This is a genomic window from Amycolatopsis bartoniae, from assembly GCF_014191255.1.
Lineage (GTDB): Bacteria > Actinomycetota > Actinomycetes > Mycobacteriales > Pseudonocardiaceae > Amycolatopsis_E > Amycolatopsis_E bartoniae.
Genome location: NZ_JACHWH010000003.1, coordinates 680,302 through 695,511 on the forward strand (window position 1 = coordinate 680,302; position 15,210 = coordinate 695,511).

At 72.8% G+C, this 15,210-nt stretch carries 13 protein-coding genes; 7 read left to right on the forward strand and 6 right to left on the reverse strand.

Annotation, left to right across the window (positions count from 1 at the left end; translation table 11 throughout):
- Position 1: 1 nt before the first annotated feature.
- Together FHX82_RS19925 and FHX82_RS19930 are read right to left on the reverse strand one after the other, a co-directional pair.
- Complete coding sequence (locus FHX82_RS19925; protein WP_145936230.1) at positions 2-1,627, reverse strand: tannase/feruloyl esterase family alpha/beta hydrolase; 1,626 nt, start codon at positions 1,625-1,627, stop codon at positions 2-4.
- Complete coding sequence (locus FHX82_RS19930; RefSeq protein WP_145936229.1) at positions 1,624-3,027, reverse strand: MFS transporter; 1,404 nt, start codon at positions 3,025-3,027, stop codon at positions 1,624-1,626. Before FHX82_RS19930 ends, FHX82_RS19925 begins: the two co-directional genes overlap by 4 nt.
- Positions 3,028-3,171: 144 nt before the next feature.
- Here FHX82_RS19930 and FHX82_RS19935 point away from each other — a divergent pair, with 144 nt between their 5' ends.
- Entirely contained in the window at positions 3,172-4,959 is a 1,788-nt protein-coding gene (locus tag FHX82_RS19935) for a helix-turn-helix domain-containing protein (protein ID WP_229880638.1), read from the forward strand.
- A gap of 10 nt (positions 4,960-4,969) precedes the next feature.
- On the opposite strand, the gene FHX82_RS19940 is transcribed toward FHX82_RS19935, so the two are convergent.
- On the reverse strand, positions 4,970-5,434 hold the full coding sequence (locus tag FHX82_RS19940; protein WP_145936228.1) for a tRNA (cytidine(34)-2'-O)-methyltransferase: 465 nt from the start codon (positions 5,432-5,434) through the stop codon (positions 4,970-4,972).
- A 12-nt stretch (positions 5,435-5,446) separates the two neighbouring features.
- Positions 5,447-6,049, reverse strand: coding sequence for an isochorismatase family protein (locus FHX82_RS19945; RefSeq protein WP_145936227.1), 603 nt, complete (start codon positions 6,047-6,049; stop codon positions 5,447-5,449).
- Between the two features lie 139 nt (positions 6,050-6,188).
- On the opposite strand from FHX82_RS19945, the gene fabG reads away from it, so the two are divergent.
- The 3 genes from fabG to FHX82_RS19960 are packed head-to-tail and all read left to right on the forward strand — an operon-like array spanning position 6,189 to position 8,774.
- Entirely contained in the window at positions 6,189-6,893 is a 705-nt protein-coding gene (fabG, locus tag FHX82_RS19950) for a 3-oxoacyl-[acyl-carrier-protein] reductase (RefSeq protein ID WP_145936226.1), read from the forward strand.
- 27 nt (positions 6,894-6,920) lie between these two features.
- Positions 6,921-7,688 carry an enoyl-ACP reductase FabI gene (gene fabI, locus FHX82_RS19955; protein WP_145936225.1) on the forward strand — a complete coding sequence of 256 codons (768 nt, stop codon included), beginning with the start codon at positions 6,921-6,923 and terminating at the stop codon, positions 7,686-7,688.
- Between the two features lie 51 nt (positions 7,689-7,739).
- Complete coding sequence (locus FHX82_RS19960; protein ID WP_145936224.1) at positions 7,740-8,774, forward strand: ferrochelatase; 1,035 nt, start codon at positions 7,740-7,742, stop codon at positions 8,772-8,774.
- A gap of 4 nt (positions 8,775-8,778) precedes the next feature.
- Here FHX82_RS19960 and FHX82_RS19965 read toward each other — a convergent pair whose 3' ends face one another.
- Positions 8,779-9,576, reverse strand: coding sequence for an Rv1486c family protein (locus tag FHX82_RS19965; RefSeq protein WP_183176713.1), 798 nt, complete (start codon positions 9,574-9,576; stop codon positions 8,779-8,781).
- A 79-nt stretch (positions 9,577-9,655) separates the two neighbouring features.
- Here FHX82_RS19965 and FHX82_RS19970 point away from each other — a divergent pair, with 79 nt between their 5' ends.
- Genes FHX82_RS19970 through FHX82_RS19980 form a run of 3 tightly spaced genes read left to right on the forward strand, consistent with a single transcriptional unit; the run spans position 9,656 to position 13,838 of the window.
- A complete protein-coding gene (locus tag FHX82_RS19970) occupies positions 9,656-11,053 on the forward strand; it encodes an ATP-binding protein (protein WP_145936223.1) in 1,398 nt (465 codons plus the stop codon).
- A complete protein-coding gene (locus FHX82_RS19975) occupies positions 11,050-13,005 on the forward strand; it encodes a vWA domain-containing protein (protein WP_145936222.1) in 1,956 nt (651 codons plus the stop codon). Before FHX82_RS19970 ends, FHX82_RS19975 begins: the two co-directional genes overlap by 4 nt.
- Positions 13,002-13,838, forward strand: coding sequence for an SDR family NAD(P)-dependent oxidoreductase (locus FHX82_RS19980; RefSeq protein ID WP_145936221.1), 837 nt, complete (start codon positions 13,002-13,004; stop codon positions 13,836-13,838). Before FHX82_RS19975 ends, FHX82_RS19980 begins: the two co-directional genes overlap by 4 nt.
- Here FHX82_RS19980 and FHX82_RS19985 read toward each other — a convergent pair.
- Positions 13,822-15,144: a cytochrome P450 gene (locus FHX82_RS19985; protein WP_145936220.1), complete on the reverse strand. Its 1,323-nt coding sequence runs from the start codon at positions 15,142-15,144 to the stop codon at positions 13,822-13,824. The two genes, FHX82_RS19980 and FHX82_RS19985, sit on opposite strands and share 17 nt — an antisense overlap.
- Positions 15,145-15,210: the final 66 nt, after the last annotated feature.

Here is a 15,210-nt window from a genome sequence, read left to right on the forward strand (position 1 = left end):
TTCAACGCGTGCAGACGAAGCTCGACGCGCTGTCCGGATCACCGGCGCGGTAGCGCGGCCACTCCGGGTACGCGCAGAGCGGACGCGTGCGGTCGTCGTTCACGTCGGTCACCACCGGGTCCACAGGGGACTGTCCTTTTTCGACCCAGTGGTCGAGCGCGGAGAGCGAGTCCCAGCCCGCGGCGAACGCGGGCGTGCCGAAGTTCGCGTGGTTCGCACCGGGCACCAGGTAGTACCGCAGGAAGGCGTCGGTTCCCCGCGGCCCCGCGACGTCGCGGACGCGCTGGTAGTAGTCGCTCGTCGAGCGGGGCGAGACGAGCTCGTCCGCGGCGCCGTGGAGCAGGATCAGCTTGCCGCCGGCGGCGGCGAACGGGCGAAGGTCCGCGTTGTTGCGGTCCTCGATCGTCGACAGGTAGCTGATCCGGCCGAGCCACTTCCCGGGGTCACGCGGATCCACGGCGAGGGAGTCGTGGTCCGGGTCCCGGGTCAGGAAGTACTTGACCCACTGGTCCCAGTACTGCATCCCGTAGCCGCTCGTCACCGGCATCGGATCGGCGGGTGCGGTGGTGCCGAACCCGAGGAACGGGGTCCGCATGTCCGCCCCCGAGAGGAACGGGAAGCCGGGATATCCGGTCTCGCCGCTGGCGACCCGGTAGGGCCACCGGAACGGGGAGGACAAGGCGAGCACGGCGGCGATCTGGGCGTCGGACAGGCAGATCGCCCCGGTGTCGGCGCCGTCCGGGCAGCGCAGCGTGCGGGGATCGAAGTGACAGCCGGCCGGGTTCGAGACGACGTGGTCCCTGACGCCGTCCAGGCCGTCGCACGCCTGGATGACGCTGTCGTAGAGGAGCGTCTGCTTCTCCGGTCCGGGGAAGGCGCCGGGGCGGGACAGGACCTGCGCCAGGTACCCCAGGTCCAGGACCTCGGCCAGGTTGTTCCAGGCGGGGTAGGCGGAGATCACGCCGTCGAACGCGGTGGGCCACCGCTGCGCGACGGTCAGGGCTTCGCGGCCGCCGGTCGACCCGCCCGCGAAGTACGTCTCGGCGGGGTTCGTCCCGTAGGCGTGCCGGATGAGGAACAGGCTCGCGTCGCGCGTCTTCTTCAGCGCGTCACCGGCCGCGAAGTTGAGCAGGGCCTCGTCGTTCATCCCGAACGAGCCGTCCAGCGACGGCGGGGACGCCGGGTTCTGCTGGTGCCCCGAGTCGCTCGCGAAGGTCGCGTACCCCCGCGCCAGCGGCACCGGCTGGTCCGCGGGGCCGAACGGCACGTTCGCCGTCAGATCGGGAATCGTGCCGTCGTAGCCGCCGCCACCGAACATCAGCGCCTTGCGGTTCCAGCCGGCGGGCAGGTCGACGCGCATCTTGATGGCGGGCGCGGCCGGATCGACGGGGAAGATGTCGGCGTCGGCCTGGCAGTAGGTGATCGTCCTGCCACCGACCGGGCCGGTCACGACCGAGGTGGCCGTGACGCGCCCGCCGGTGGTCGGCAGGCTCATCACCGAGGCCGGGATCCGCAGCTGGTCCAGCCCCGCGCACGCGGGAGCCGCCTGCCCGGCGGTGGCCGGGGGGAACCCGCTCGCGCCCACCAGCACGAGCACGGCCGCCAGCACGGTTTTCGTTCTGTTCATACCGCCCTCTTCTCGGCGTAGAGGTGCGCGCCCGGGACGGCGTGCGGATCGGAGCGGACCGGGGCGGGGTTCGTCTCGGGCAGGAACCACGCGCTGACGAAGGTGATCAGCCCCATGAGCAGGATGTAGGCGGCGACCGGCATGGTGCTCCCGGTCGCGGCGATGAGCGCGGTCATGAGGAACGGCGTCCCGCCGCTGACGATGATCGCGGATAGCTGGTAGGCCAGCGACGCGCCCGAGTAGCGGACGGCGGGCGCGAACAGCTCGCCGAGGAAGCTCGCGATCGGGCCGTAGGTGAGGCACTGGAACACGAAGCCCACCACCACCGCGACGAAGATCAGCGGCAGCGACGCGGTGTCGACGAGCCAGAAGTACGGGAAGGCCCACAGCGCGACGCCCAGACCACCGATCAGGATCAGCGGACGGCGGCCCACCCGGTCCGAGAGGTGCCCGGACCAGGGGATGGTGGCGAGCATCGCGACGGAACTGACCAGCACCACCGCGAGCAGGGGGTTGCGCGGGAGCCCGAGCGTGCCGGTGCCGTAGCTCAGCAGCCCGGAGATGCTGACGTAGAAGAGACTGTTGGTGGCCGAGAGGATTCCGCAGCCGAGCAGGATGGTCAGCCACTGGCTTCGCAGGACCTGGGCCAGCGGAGCCCGGACCACCGGCTTCTCCTGCCGCGACGCCCGCCGCTGCAGCTCGCGGAACTCCGGCGTGTCCTCGACCTTGGTCTGGATGTAGAGGACCACCGCGAACATCACGACGCTCACCAGGAACGGGATGCGCCAGCCCCAGCTGAGGAAGGGCTCGTTCGGCATCAGGCTGCTGGCCGCCACGAAGATCAGGTTCGAGATGATCACGGCGACGGGCACGCTGGTCTGCCCGAAGGTGCCGGCGAAGCCGCGCCGCTTGGGCCCGGCGGACTCGGTGAGCAGGAGGACGATGCCACCCCACTGGCCGCCGGCCGCGAGCCCCTGGACGAAGCGCAGTGCGACGAGCAGCGCCGGGGCCAGCGAGCCGACCGCTGCCGCGCTGGGCAGGCAGCCGATCAGGAAGGTCGCGGCCCCCATGAGCGCCAGGCAGGTGACGACGACCGGCTTGCGCCCGTACTTGTCACCGAGGTGCCCGGCGAGCACCCCGCCGACGGGCCGGGCCACGAAACCGGCCCAGAACGTGCTGAAGGCCAGGAGGGTGCCCATCAGGGCCGAGGAGTGCGGGAAGAACACCTTGGGGAACACCAGCGCGGCCGCGGTGCCGTAGAGGAAGAAGTCGTACCACTCGATCGAGCTGCCGGCGAGCCCCGCGGCCAGCAGCTTGCGGAAGGAGCGGCGCTGGATCGGGGTCGGGCCGGCGCCGAGCTGTCCGGATCGTCCTTCGGGTTGGGCGAGCGGGCTTGCCATACATGCCGCCTTCGTTGGGAGCACGGGAAGGTGATGGCGGTCAGGTTAGGAGCGCCACTACGGTGTGGGTGAGGTGTGCATCGTCCACACCTCACGCCGTTCCGGTGGGTGTTTCCACCACCCGGTGCGAGGAGGGAGGGCATCGTGGCCGGCCCCGGTGGCGAGGCGGAGTCGTCCTCGCTGGTGCGCCGACAGCGCGAGCTGGCGTCGTTGTACGCGATCGCCAAGTCGCTCACCGCGCTGGGCGAGCTCGACGAGGTGCTGCGGTCGATCGTGCGCCACGCGCACGACCTGATCGGCACGGACTTCACCTACCTGTCACTGGTGGGCCCGGACGGCAGGCTGTCGGCCAGGGCGTCGGAGGGCACGATCTCGGCCTCCTTCCTCGCCGCGGGCATACCGGCGCACGTGGGTCTCGGCGGCAAGGTGCTGCGCACCCGCAGCCCGCACTGGGTCAGCGACTACGCCGTGGCGACCCTCTTCGACCACGACCCGGACTTCGACCGGGTGGCCAAGGTGGAGGCGCTGGTCGCGCTCCTCGGCGTGCCGCTGGTCATCCGGGGGGAAGCGGTGGGCGCGCTGTTCGCCGCGGACCGCTCCGAACGCTCGTTCCAGGCCGACGAGATCGCGTTGCTGAGCGCGTTCGCCGACCACGCGGCGGTGGCCCTCGACAACGCCCGGCTCTACGACGCGAGCCGGACCGCCCTGCAGGAGCTGCGGACCGCGTACCGGAAGATCGAGGACACCATGGCCGTCATGGAGCGGGCGCAAGCCATCCACGAGGCCCTGACCGGTGTGGTGCTGCGGGGCGGGACACCCGACGACGTCGTGCAGCTGCTCGCCGACCAGCTGGGCGGCAGCGTCGCACTCCTCGATCTGACCGGTGCCGCTCTCGTCCGCCGGGCCTCGGCGTCGGTCCCGTGCCGGACTCCGCCGGAGACCGACCTGGCGGACGCCGTCGTGAACGCGCGCCGGTCGGGCCGGTGCACGACCTCGGTCGACCCCGCCGGAACCGCCCACAGCGTGGCGTCGATCCAGGCGGGCGACAGCTACCTCGGCGCACTGGCGTGGAGCCGGGAGGCGGGTCTCGGTGCGCCGGACGACGCGGACGTGCGGACCCTCGAACGGGCCACCCACATCCTGGGGCTGCTCATCCTCAAGGAGCGGGCCGTCGCCGAGGCCGGCGAACGGCTGAGCGGGGAGCTCCTGACCGACCTCATGGTCGGCGGTCCCGGCATCAGCCCGGCCCAGCGCGCCCGCACCCGGGCCCGCAACATCGACGCCGACCGCCTGGACCTGGTCCTCGTCGCGGACTCGCCCACGTTGTCGCCGACGGACCTTTCGCGCTACCTGCACGACATCGCCCGCGACCGCTCGGCGCTGGCGGGCGAACACCTGGGCCGGGCCACGATGGTGCTGCCCAGCGACGACGACGACCGGACCGTCGAGGAGGTCCACCGGCGGCTGCGCCGCACGCTGGGCGGCCCCGTCGTCGTGGTCGGAGAACGCGCGGTGAACCACGACTGGGCACGCGCCTTCTCCCTGGCCAGCCGGTGCGCGGCGGTGGTGCGGGCGCTCGGGCACACCGACCTGGGCGCCACCACGGCCCGCTACGCCCTCTACGCGATGGTCTTCGACACCGAACGCGTCCGCGACCTCGACCGGTTCATCGCCGGTTCCCTCGGCCCGCTCCTGGACTACGACCGGCGGCGCGGTACCGATCTCGTCGGCACCCTCGGCGCCTACCACGTCCACCGCGCCAACGTCGCGGCGACGGCCCGCGCGCTGCACCTGCACGTCAACACGCTGCTCAAGCGACTGGACCGCGCCGGTAAGGTGCTCGGCCTCGACTGCCGCCAGGACAACGACCTGGAACTGCGGCTGGCGCTCCGGCTGCACCAGCTCAGGGAGGTCGTGCCCGCCCCCGCGTGAAGGGGAGCGTCTACTCGCCGCCGGCGAAGTCGTGCTGGCGCCACGCCTCGTAGATCGCGATCGACGCGGTGTTGGCCAGGTTCAGCGAGCGCGAGCCCGGGCGCATGGGCAGCCGCACGCGTTTCGTGATCTGCGGCGCCAGCTGCACCTCGTCGGGCAGCCCGACCGACTCAGGGCCGAACATCAGCACGTCGCCCGGCTGGTAGGCGACGTCCGTGTAGCGGTGCTCCGCCCGCGCGCTGAACGCGTACACGTTCGCCGGCAGCAACGCGGCCCACGCCGCGTCCAGGTCCGGGTGCACCCGCACGTGCGCGAGGTCGTGGTAGTCCAGCCCGGCGCGGCGCAGGTGCTTGTCCTCGAAGGCGAACCCGAGCGGCTCGACCAGGTGCAGCTCGACACCGGCGTTCGCCGAGAGCCGGATCGCGTTGCCCGTGTTGGGCGGGATCTCGGGTTGGTAGAACAGCACGCGGAACACGGGGAGATCGTCTCACCGCAGGGCTTCCAGCACTTCGGCGGTGGTCATCACCCGGCCGAAGAAGGAGCGCATCGTGTGCAGCGTCGCCTCCTGGGCGGCCTCCGACAGCGCGCCCGTGGCGTCCGAGACGAAGGCGACCTTGTAGTCCCGCATGAAGGCGCTGCGCGCGGTGGACTCGCAGCACACCTCGGTCAGCGTGCCGGTGATGATCAGCGTGTCCACCACGTTCAGGCCGCGCACGGTGGCCAGCACGCTTTGCAGCGGCGTGTTGTGGAAGGCGTCGTACCGGTGCTTGCGGACGACGTGGTCGCAGGGCTCGGGCCTGAGCTCGTCGACGATCTCCGCGCCGTACGTGCCGTCCCGCATCCCCACTTCGCGCAGCTTGGGCTGGTACGCGGTCTCCAGCGGCGACACGTCGAACGAGTCGTACAGGATCTGCTGCGTGTACACGACCGGCACGCGCCTCGCCCGGCAGGCGTGCACCAGCGTGCGGATGGCGGGCAGCCGGCTGCGGGCCATCGGGACCTCCATCGGGAAGCCCTCGCGCACGAAGTCGTTCTGCATGTCGATCACCAGGAGCGCGCAGGACTCCGGGTCGAGGTGCCAGGGCGTCATCGCCCTCCTTTCCGTCTGTGACGCCGGTTATACGTGATCACCGCTACCGAGGGGTAGCGGTGGCGGGTGCGGACAGGCGGCCCGGCGGCGGATAACCTCAGCCCGGCACATCCGGAAACGAAGCACGAGGAGTGGGCACGTGGGACGGTCCGTACTGGTCACCGGCGGCAACCGCGGCATCGGCCTGGCGATCGCCCGGGACCTGGCCGAGCAGGGGCACCAGGTGGCCGTCACGCACCGCGGCTCGGGCGCGCCCGAGGGGCTGTTCGGCGTCCAGGCCGACGTCACCGACGCCGAGCAGATCGACGCCGCGTTCAAGCAGGTCGAGGAGCACCAGGGCCCGGTCGAGGTGCTCGTGTCCAACGCCGGTATCACCCAGGACACGCTGCTCATGCGGATGAGCGAGGAGCAGTTCACGAGCGTCGTCGACGCCAACCTGACCGGGGCGTACCGGGTGGCCAAGCGCGCGTCCCGCGGGATGCTGCGCGCCCGGTGGGGCCGGTTCGTCTTCATCTCCTCAGTGGTCGGGCTCTCCGGCGGCGCCGGGCAGGTCAACTACGCGGCCAGCAAGGCGGGGCTCGTCGGGCTGGCCCGCTCGCTCGCCCGCGAGCTGGGGTCCCGCAACATCACCGCGAACGTCGTCGCGCCCGGGTTCGTCAAGACCGACATGACCGACGCGCTGAACGAGGAACAGAAGTCCGCCGCGCTCGCGCAGATCCCGGCCGGCCGCTACGCCGAGCCCGCCGAGGTCGCCGGCGCCGTGCGGTTCCTGGCGTCCGACGAGGCCGCCTACGTCAACGGCGCCGTGCTGCCCGTGGACGGCGGCCTCGGCATGGGCCACTGAGTTTTCCCACTGTAGAAAGGACTGGCTTTGCCCGGACTGCTCGAAGGTAAGCGGCTGCTGATCACCGGTGTCATCACCGACGCCTCGATCGCCTTCCACGCCGCCAGGGTGGCGCAGGAACAGGGCGCGAAGGTGGTGCTGACCGGCTTCGGCCGGATGTCACTCGTGGAGCGCATCGCCAAGCGGCTGCCCGAGCCCGCGCCGGTGATCGAGCTGGACGTGCAGAATCAGGAGCACCTGGACACCCTGGCCGACCGGGTGCGCGAGCACGTCGACGGCCTCGACGGGGTGCTGCACGCGATCGCGTTCGCGCCGCAGACGTGCCTGGGCGCGCCGTTCCTGGACGCGCCGAAGGAGGACGTCTCGGTGGCGGTCCAGGTGTCGGCGTACTCGCTCAAGTCGCTGGCCGTGGCGTGCCTGCCGCTGCTGGGCGAGGGCTCGTCGATCGTGGGCTTGGACTTCGACGCCCGCGTCGCATGGCCCGCCTACAACTGGATGGGCGTGGCGAAGGCGGCGCTGGAGTCGGTCAACCGGTACCTGGCGCGCGAGCTGGGCCCGCGGGGCATCCGCGTGAACCTCGTGTCGGCGGGCCCGCTCAAGACCATGGCGGCCAAGTCGATCCCGGGCTTCGGCGAGCTGGAGGGCGGGTGGGGCGACCGTGCGCCGCTGGGCTGGAACGCCGAGGACGCCACCCCGGTGGCGAAGAGCATCTGCGCGCTGCTGTCGGACTGGCTCCCGGCCACCACGGGCTCCATGGTGTGGGTCGACGGCGGGGTGCACGCGCTCGGGCTGTGAAGTTCCGGCCCGGCCGCGCGTGGGGCGCGTCATAGCGGCAGGATGGTCACCGTGAGTTTCGACGCGCTGCTGTGGTTGTCGTTCGGCGGGCCCGAGGGACCCGGCGAGGTCATGCCGTTCCTGGAGAACGTCACGCGCGGCCGGGGCGTGCCGCGGGAGCGGCTGGCCGAGGTCGCCGAGCACTACCAGCACTTCGGCGGGATCTCGCCGATCAACCGGCTCAACCGCGAGGCCATCGCGGCGGTCGAGAAGGAGCTGGCGGCGCAGGGTGTCGACCTGCCGGTGTACTTCGGCAACCGCAACTGGCACCCGATGGTGGAGGACACCCTCGCGCGCATGAAGGCCGACGGCGTGCGGCGGGCGCTGGTGTTCCCCACGAGCGCGTACGGCGGCTACTCCGCGTGCCGGCAGTACGACGAGGACATCGAGCGTGCGCGGGCCGCCGTGGGCGAGGGCGCGCCGGAGCTGACGAAGCTGCGCCAGTTCTTCGACCACCCGCTGTTCGTCTCCGCCTTCGCCGACGCGCTGCGCGACGCCCACAAGGGCCTGGAGAACGCCCGCACCGTGTTCACGGCGCATTCGGTGCCGGACAGCGCCGACCTGGCCGCCGGGCCGCCCGAGGAGGGCGGACGGCGGTACTCGAAGCAGATCGCCGAGGCCGCGCGGCTCGTGGCCGCCGAGGCGGGCGTCGCGGAGTACGACGTGGTGTGGCAGTCGCGGTCCGGGCCGCCGCAGGTGCCGTGGCTGGAGCCGGACATCGTGGACCACCTCGACGCGCTGCACGCCCAGGGCGTGCCCGCGGTGGTCGTCTGCCCGGTCGGGTTCGTGTCCGACCACCTCGAGGTGATCTGGGACCTGGACAACGAGGCCGCCGAGCGCGCCGCGGAGCACGGCATGGGCTTCGCCCGCGTGGCCACGCCGAACGCCGACCCGCGGTTCGCGGAGCTGGTGGCCGAGCTGGTGCGCGAGCACCTGTCGGGCGCCCCGGCGCGGAAGCTGTCGGACTTCCCGGCGGCGGGCTGCACGGTGAACGGCGCGCCCTGCGCCGTGGGCTGCTGCCAGCCGGTGCGGCGGCCCTCGCGGTAAGCCCTTACTGCGGCCGGTCGGCCTGGTCGGTGAACAGGCGCACCGCTTCGTTCACCGCCGCGTAGCGGGCCAGGCGGACGGCGTTGCCGAGCGGGCGCAGCGCGTCCGCGCGCAGCGTGGCCGCCGACGCGGACAGGGCGCCGCCCGGCTCGTCGATCTCCGCCACGGCCAGGATCGCGCCCACCTCCTCCGCCCGCTGCAGCACGCGCAGCGCGCGGCCGGGCGTGCCCGCGGGCCACTGCGGCCGGGGCCGCGCCCGCAGCCACGCCGACAGCTCGGCCCGCACCCCCGGCCGGTCCTTCGCCACGTCCAGCGCCTGCAGCGCACCCGCGGAGTCGCGGATCGCGTCGGTCAGGCCGTGCTCGGCCTCGGCGAGCCCCACGTACTCCGGCCCGAGCGGACTGTCCACTTTGTACACCGACCAGCGCACGAGGCCCTCGGCGATGTGCAGCGGCACCAGGCCGAACCCCAGCGACGGCAGCAGCATCGCCTCCCCGGCCCGCAACGCGGCCTCGGCGAGCGCGCCGCCGCCACCGAGCCCCCGCACGTCGCCGGGCACGGGCAGCACCAGCCGGGCGTCGGAGGCACCCCGGGCGCGCAGCGCGGCCAGCAGCTGCACCGGGCTGGCGGGGAAGTCACCGGCGAGCGGCAGGTCCAGCCCCACCGCCGACTCCGCGTCCGCCGCCACCACCTCGTGCGCCTCGCCCCACACGAGCAGCGCGTCGAGCACGTCGTCGGGCGCCGCGGAGCCGGAAAGCCACGCGGAGGTCCACACGGTCAGGGTCGCACTCGGGCAGCACACGGAGATCCAGAGTACCGGTGCCGAGTGCTGGAGCTGCTCCACGTCGACGATCCGGCGATGCGGGGTTAGCTTCGTAGGGGTGAACCCCGTACCCGAACACCTGCCCCGCACCGCGGGACAGCTGCGCGCGGCCGGTCACCAGCCGCGCGGGATCAAGACCGAAATCGCCGCCAACCTGCTCGACGCCCTGCGCGAGGGCCGGAACCCGTGGCCGGGCATCGTCGGGTTCGACCGGACCGTCCTGCCGCAGCTGGAACGAGCCCTGCTGGCCGGGCACGACGTCGTGCTGCTCGGCGAGCGCGGCCAGGGCAAGACCCGGCTGCTGCGCACCCTGGCCGGGCTGCTCGACGAGTGGACCCCCGTCATCGAGGGCAGCGAGCTGGCCGAGCACCCGCTCGCCCCGATCACCCCCGCCTCGATCCGCCGCGCCGCCGAGCTCGGCGACGACCTGCCCGTCACGTGGCTGCACCGCAGCCTGCGCTACACCGAGAAGCTGGCCACCCCGGACACCAGCGTCGGCGACCTGATCGGCGACGTGGACCCGGTGAAGGTGGCCGAGGGCCGCAGCCTCGGCGACCCCGAGACCATCCACTTCGGACTCGTGCCGCGCGCGCACCGCGGCATCGCGGCCCTCAACGAGCTGCCCGACCTGGCCGAGCGCATCCAGGTCGCGCTGCTGAACGTGATGGAGGAGCGCGACATCCAGGTCCGCGGCTACACGCTGCGGCTGCCGCTGGACGTGCTGCTCGTGGCCACCGCGAACCCCGAGGACTACACCAACCGCGGCCGGATCATCACCCCGCTCAAGGACCGGTTCGGCGCGGAGATCCGCACGCACTACCCGCTGGAGCTCTCGGCGGAGGTGGACGTGGTGCGCCAGGAGGCGAACCTCGTCGCCGAGGTCGGCGAGCCGCTGCTGGAGGTCGTCGCCCGGTTCGTCCGGAACCTGCGGGAGTCCACCGTCATCGACCAGCGCTCCGGCGTGTCCGCGCGGTTCGCCGTCGCGGCCGCGGAGACCGTCGCGGCGGCGGCCCTGCGGCGTTCCGCGCTGACGGGCGAGCACCCCGCGGTGGCGCGCCCGGTCGACCTCGACGCGGTGCCGTCGGTGCTGCGCGGCAAGGTCGAGTTCGAGCCCGGCGAGGAGGGCCGCGAGGTCGAGCACCTCGTGCACCTGCTGCGTCGCGCGGTGGCCGAGACGGCGCGGGACCGCTTCGGCGGGCTGAACCTGCGTCCGCTGGTCGAGGCCGTCGCCGACGGGCACCTGGTGGCCACCGGCGAGAAGGTGCCGGGTTCGGAGGTGCTCGCCGCGCTGCCTGAGCTGCCTGTCCTGCACGAGGTCGCGGTGCGCGCCGGGGTGTCGGCGGACGACCCGCCGGGCCGGATCGCGGCCGCTGTCGAGCTGGCGCTGGAGTCGCTTTACCTGGCGCGGCAGCTGGCCAAGGACTCCGACGACACCACCGCGGTGTACGGGCCGTGACCACCCCGGAGGGCTACTCATACGGGCCGTGGCACGACGGGCCCGACCCGCTCGCCCCACCGATCGACCTGCGGGACGCGCTGGACGAGATCGGCCAGGACGTCATGGGCGGCACGTCGCCCCGCTCGGCGCTGGAGGAGCTGCTGCGCCGCGGCACGCGCAGCACCTCCGGCCTCGACGAGCTGACGCGGCGGGTGTGGCAGCGGCGCTCGGAGATCCAGCGCCGCAACAACCTCGACGGCACGCTGCAGGAGGTCCAGCGGCTGCTGAGCGAGGCGCTGGACGCCGAGCGGCGCACGCTGTTCCCGGACCCGTCGGACGACGCGCGGCTGGCCGAGGCGGAGCTCGACGCGCTGCCGCCGGGCACGGCCGCCGCGGTGCGCGAGCTGACGGACTACCAGTGGCGTTCGGAGCAGGGCCGGGAGAACTACGAGAAGATCCAGGACCTGCTCGGCCGGGAGATGCTCGAATCGCGGTTCGAGGGCATGAAACAGGCCCTGCAGAACACCAGCCCGGAGGACGTCGAACGCGTCAACCAGATGCTGAGCGACCTCAACGAGCTGCTCGACGCGCACGCGCGCGGCGCGGACGACGTCGACGAGCGGTTCGCCGAGTTCATGCGGGAGCACGGCGAGTTCTTCCCGGAGAACCCGCAGAACGTCGACGAGCTCATCGACGCGCTCGCGGCCCGCGCCGCGGCGGCGCAGCGCATGATGAACTCGATGAGCGAGGAGCAGCGCAACGAGCTGATGAGCCTGGCGCAACAGGCCTTCGGTGACCCGCGCATCGCCCAGCAACTGTCCAATCTGGACGCTCAGCTGCGGGCGCTGCGGCCGGGGGAGGACTGGACGTCCTCGGCGCGGTTCCGCGGCCGCAACCCGCTCGGCATGGGCGAGGGCGCGCAGGCGATGCAGGACCTCGCGGAGCTGGACGCGCTCGCCGAGCAGCTCGGGCAGTCGTATCCGGGCGCGCGGCTGGAGGACATCGACCTGGAGGCGCTGGAGCGCCAGCTGGGCCAGGACGCGGGCGTGGACGCGCGCCGGTTGTCCGAGCTGGAGCGGGAGCTGCGCAGGCAGGGCCTGTTCGAGCGGGCACCGGACGGGTCGCTCCGGTTGTCGCCCAAGGCGTTGCGGCGCCTCGGGGAGACGGCGCTGGCCGACGTCGTGAACTCGCTGCGGGGCAAGGCCGGGCAGCGGGAACAGGAGTCGGCGGGCGCGGCGGGGGAGCCGACGGGCGCCAGCAGGCCATGGCAGTTTGGCGACATGCAGCCGTGGGACACGTCGCGGACCGTGCGCAACGCCGTGCTGCGGACGGCGTCCGTGGGCGGGGGCCAGGTGCGCCTGGACGTGTCCGATGTGGAGGTCGTGGAGACCGAGCACCGGTCGCGGGCCGCGGTGGCGCTGCTGGTCGACACGTCCTGGTCGATGGTGCAGGAGGGCCGCTGGCTGCCGATGAAGCGCACGGCGCTCGCGCTGCACCAGCTGATCTCGACGCGGTTCCGCAACGACGCGCTGCAGCTGGTCACGTTCGGCCGCTACGCCGCGTCGGTGGAGCTGGAGGAGCTCGTCGGACTCGAAGGCGCGTGGGAGCAGGGCACGAACGCGCACCACGCGCTGCTGCTGGCGGGCAGGCACCTGCGGCGGCACCCGGACGCGCAGCCGGTGGTGCTCATGGTCACCGACGGCGAGCCGACGGCGCACCTGGAGCCGGACGGGGAGGCCGTGTTCGACTACCCGCCCCAGCCGCAGACGCTGTACAAGACGGTGTCCGAAGTGGACCGGCTGGCGAAGCTGGGCGCGGCGCTGACGGTGTTCCGCCTCGGTGACGACCCGCGGCTGGAGGCCTTCGTCGACCTGCTGGCGCGCCGTTCCGGTGGCCGCGTCGTGGCGCCCGACCTCGACGGCCTCGGCGCCGCCGTGGTGGGGGACTACCTGCGCACGCGGCGGCGGTGACGGCGTTGACCACCGTCGCGATCACCGGTGCCACCGACGGGCTCGGCCGCGCGCTCGCGCTGCGGCTGGCCCGCGACCCCGATGTCCGGCTCGTGCTGCACGGCCGCGACCCGGCGAAGCTGGCGCGGGTTGCGGCCGAGGCCGGCGGTGCCGTCACCGTCACCGCCGACCTGGCGGACCTGGCCCAGGTGGCGCGGCTGGCCGAGGAGATCGGGGAGCGCGCCGGCACCCTCGACGTGCTGGTGAACAACGCCGGCATCGGCTCGGGCGAGCCCGACGGACGCGAGCGCCGCACCAGCCGCGATGGCCACGAGCTGCGCTTCGCGGTGAACTACCTGGCGGCGTTCCTGCTGACGGAGAACCTGCTGCCGCTGCTGACCTCCTCGGCGCGCGAGGGGCGCGCCGCGCGGGTGGTGCACGTGGCGTCGCTGGGGCAGCACCCGCTCGACTTCGGCGACCTGATGCTCGAACGCGCTTACTCGGGCACGCGTGCCTACGGGCAGAGCAAGCTCGCCCAGATCATGCACTGCTTCGACCTGGCCGGGCGGTTCGCGCCCGCGCGGCTGACCGCGACCTGCCTGCACCCGGGCACGTACATGCCGACGAAGATCGTGCTGTCCGAGATCGGGTCCACTGTGGACTCCCTGGAGTCGGGGGTGGAGGCCGTCCGGAGCCTCGCCGTCGAACCCGCGCTGGAAGGCACGACGGGCGAGTTCTTCGACCGCCTCCGCCCCGCGCGCGTGACGGAGCAGGCGTACGACGAGCAGGCCCGGGCGGCGCTGCGGGCCCGCAGTCTCGCGCTGGTGGAGGGTTTCCTCAAGCCCGTGGCGTGACGGAGATCCGCGCTCCCCGCGCGGGGACCATCGTGATGTGCCGCGGCCGTGAGCCCTCCGGGCGCGGGCGGTCCGGCGCCAGGCTGAACCGCGACAGCACGGCCCGCAGCACGATCGTCGCCTCCAGCAGGGAGAAGCCCGCGCCCAGGCAGCGGCGCACGCCGCCGCCGAAGGGGAACCACGTGCCGCTCGCCGGGCCGCCGTCGGCCAGGAACCGCTCCGGGCGGAACTCCTCCGGCGCCGCGTGGTGCGCCGGGTCGCCGTGCACCAGCGCGATCGACGGCATCACCGTCGTCCCGGCCGGCAGCAGGTAGCCGCCCACCTCGACTTCCTCCGTCAGGCGGCGCGCGACCTCCGAGATCACCGGGCGCAGCCGCATCGCCTCCTTGGCCACCGCTTCGAGGTACTTCTCGTCACCCGAGTCGGCGGCTTCCAGTGCGCGGCGCAACCGGACGGGGTCACGCGCCAGCTCGTGGAACGACCACGCGAGCGCCGTCGCCGTGGTCTCGTGCCCCGCCAGCAGCAGCGTGACGAGCTGGTCGCGCAGCTCGGCGTCCGACAGCCGGTCGTCCTCCGCGGGCACGGTCAGCAGGCGCGAGAGCACGTCGTCGCGCTCGGCGAGGTCCGGCGCCGCCCGGCGGTCGGCGATCTCCGCGTACAGCAGCTCGTCCACCCGCTCCTGCAGCAGCCGCGACCGGCGCCAGGGCCCGAACGAGCGCAGTTTTTCGTTGTGGAAGCCGAACAGGTCGAGGACCCCGATGTCGACCAGGTCGGTGAGCAGCCGCCGCAGCTCGTCCAGCCGCGCGCCCTCGCCGACGCCGAACACGACCCGCAGGATGATCTCCAGCGTCAGCGCCTGCATCCGCTCGTGCGAGCGGAACACCTGCCCCGCGGGCCAGCGCGACACCTCCTGCTCGGCCAGCTCGGTGATCATCGTCCGGTACCCGCGCAGCGCGGCGCCGTGGAACGCGGGCATCAGCAGCTTGCGTGCCCGCAGGTGCACGTCCTCGTCGGTGAGCAGCACCGAGTGCTCACCCATGATCGGTTTGAGGATGACGTTGCCCTCCCCGGCGTGGAAGGTCGTGACCGGGCCGCTGAACACGGCCTTGATGTCGTCGAGGCCGGCGAGCTGCACCGCGTTGCGCCCCGGGTAGAGGCGCACGGTGAAGACGTCGCCGTAGCGGCGGCGCCAGTACGGCAGCAGCCGGTGGCGGAAGTTCGCGAACAGCAGCGTCTGCGCCAGTACCGGCAGCTTCGGGCCCGGCGGCAGGGTGGCGGAACGGGTGCGGGGCAACGTGCTGGTCACGGGAACGCCTCCTTGGCCGGTGTGCCGGGCGCCTCTTTTTATACGCGCGTATAAGCCGCGTTGTCC

What these genes read in the sequence shown, in the direction of transcription:
- FHX82_RS19925 (WP_145936230.1), bottom strand. Translation starts at nt 1,627, where the DNA reads ATGAACAGAACGAAAACCGTGCTGGCGGCCGTGCTCGTGCTGGTGGGC.
- FHX82_RS19930 (WP_145936229.1), bottom strand. Translation starts at nt 3,027, where the DNA reads ATGGCAAGCCCGCTCGCCCAACCCGAAGGACGATCCGGACAGCTCGGC.
- FHX82_RS19945 (WP_145936227.1), bottom strand. Translation starts at nt 6,049, where the DNA reads ATGACGCCCTGGCACCTCGACCCGGAGTCCTGCGCGCTCCTGGTGATC.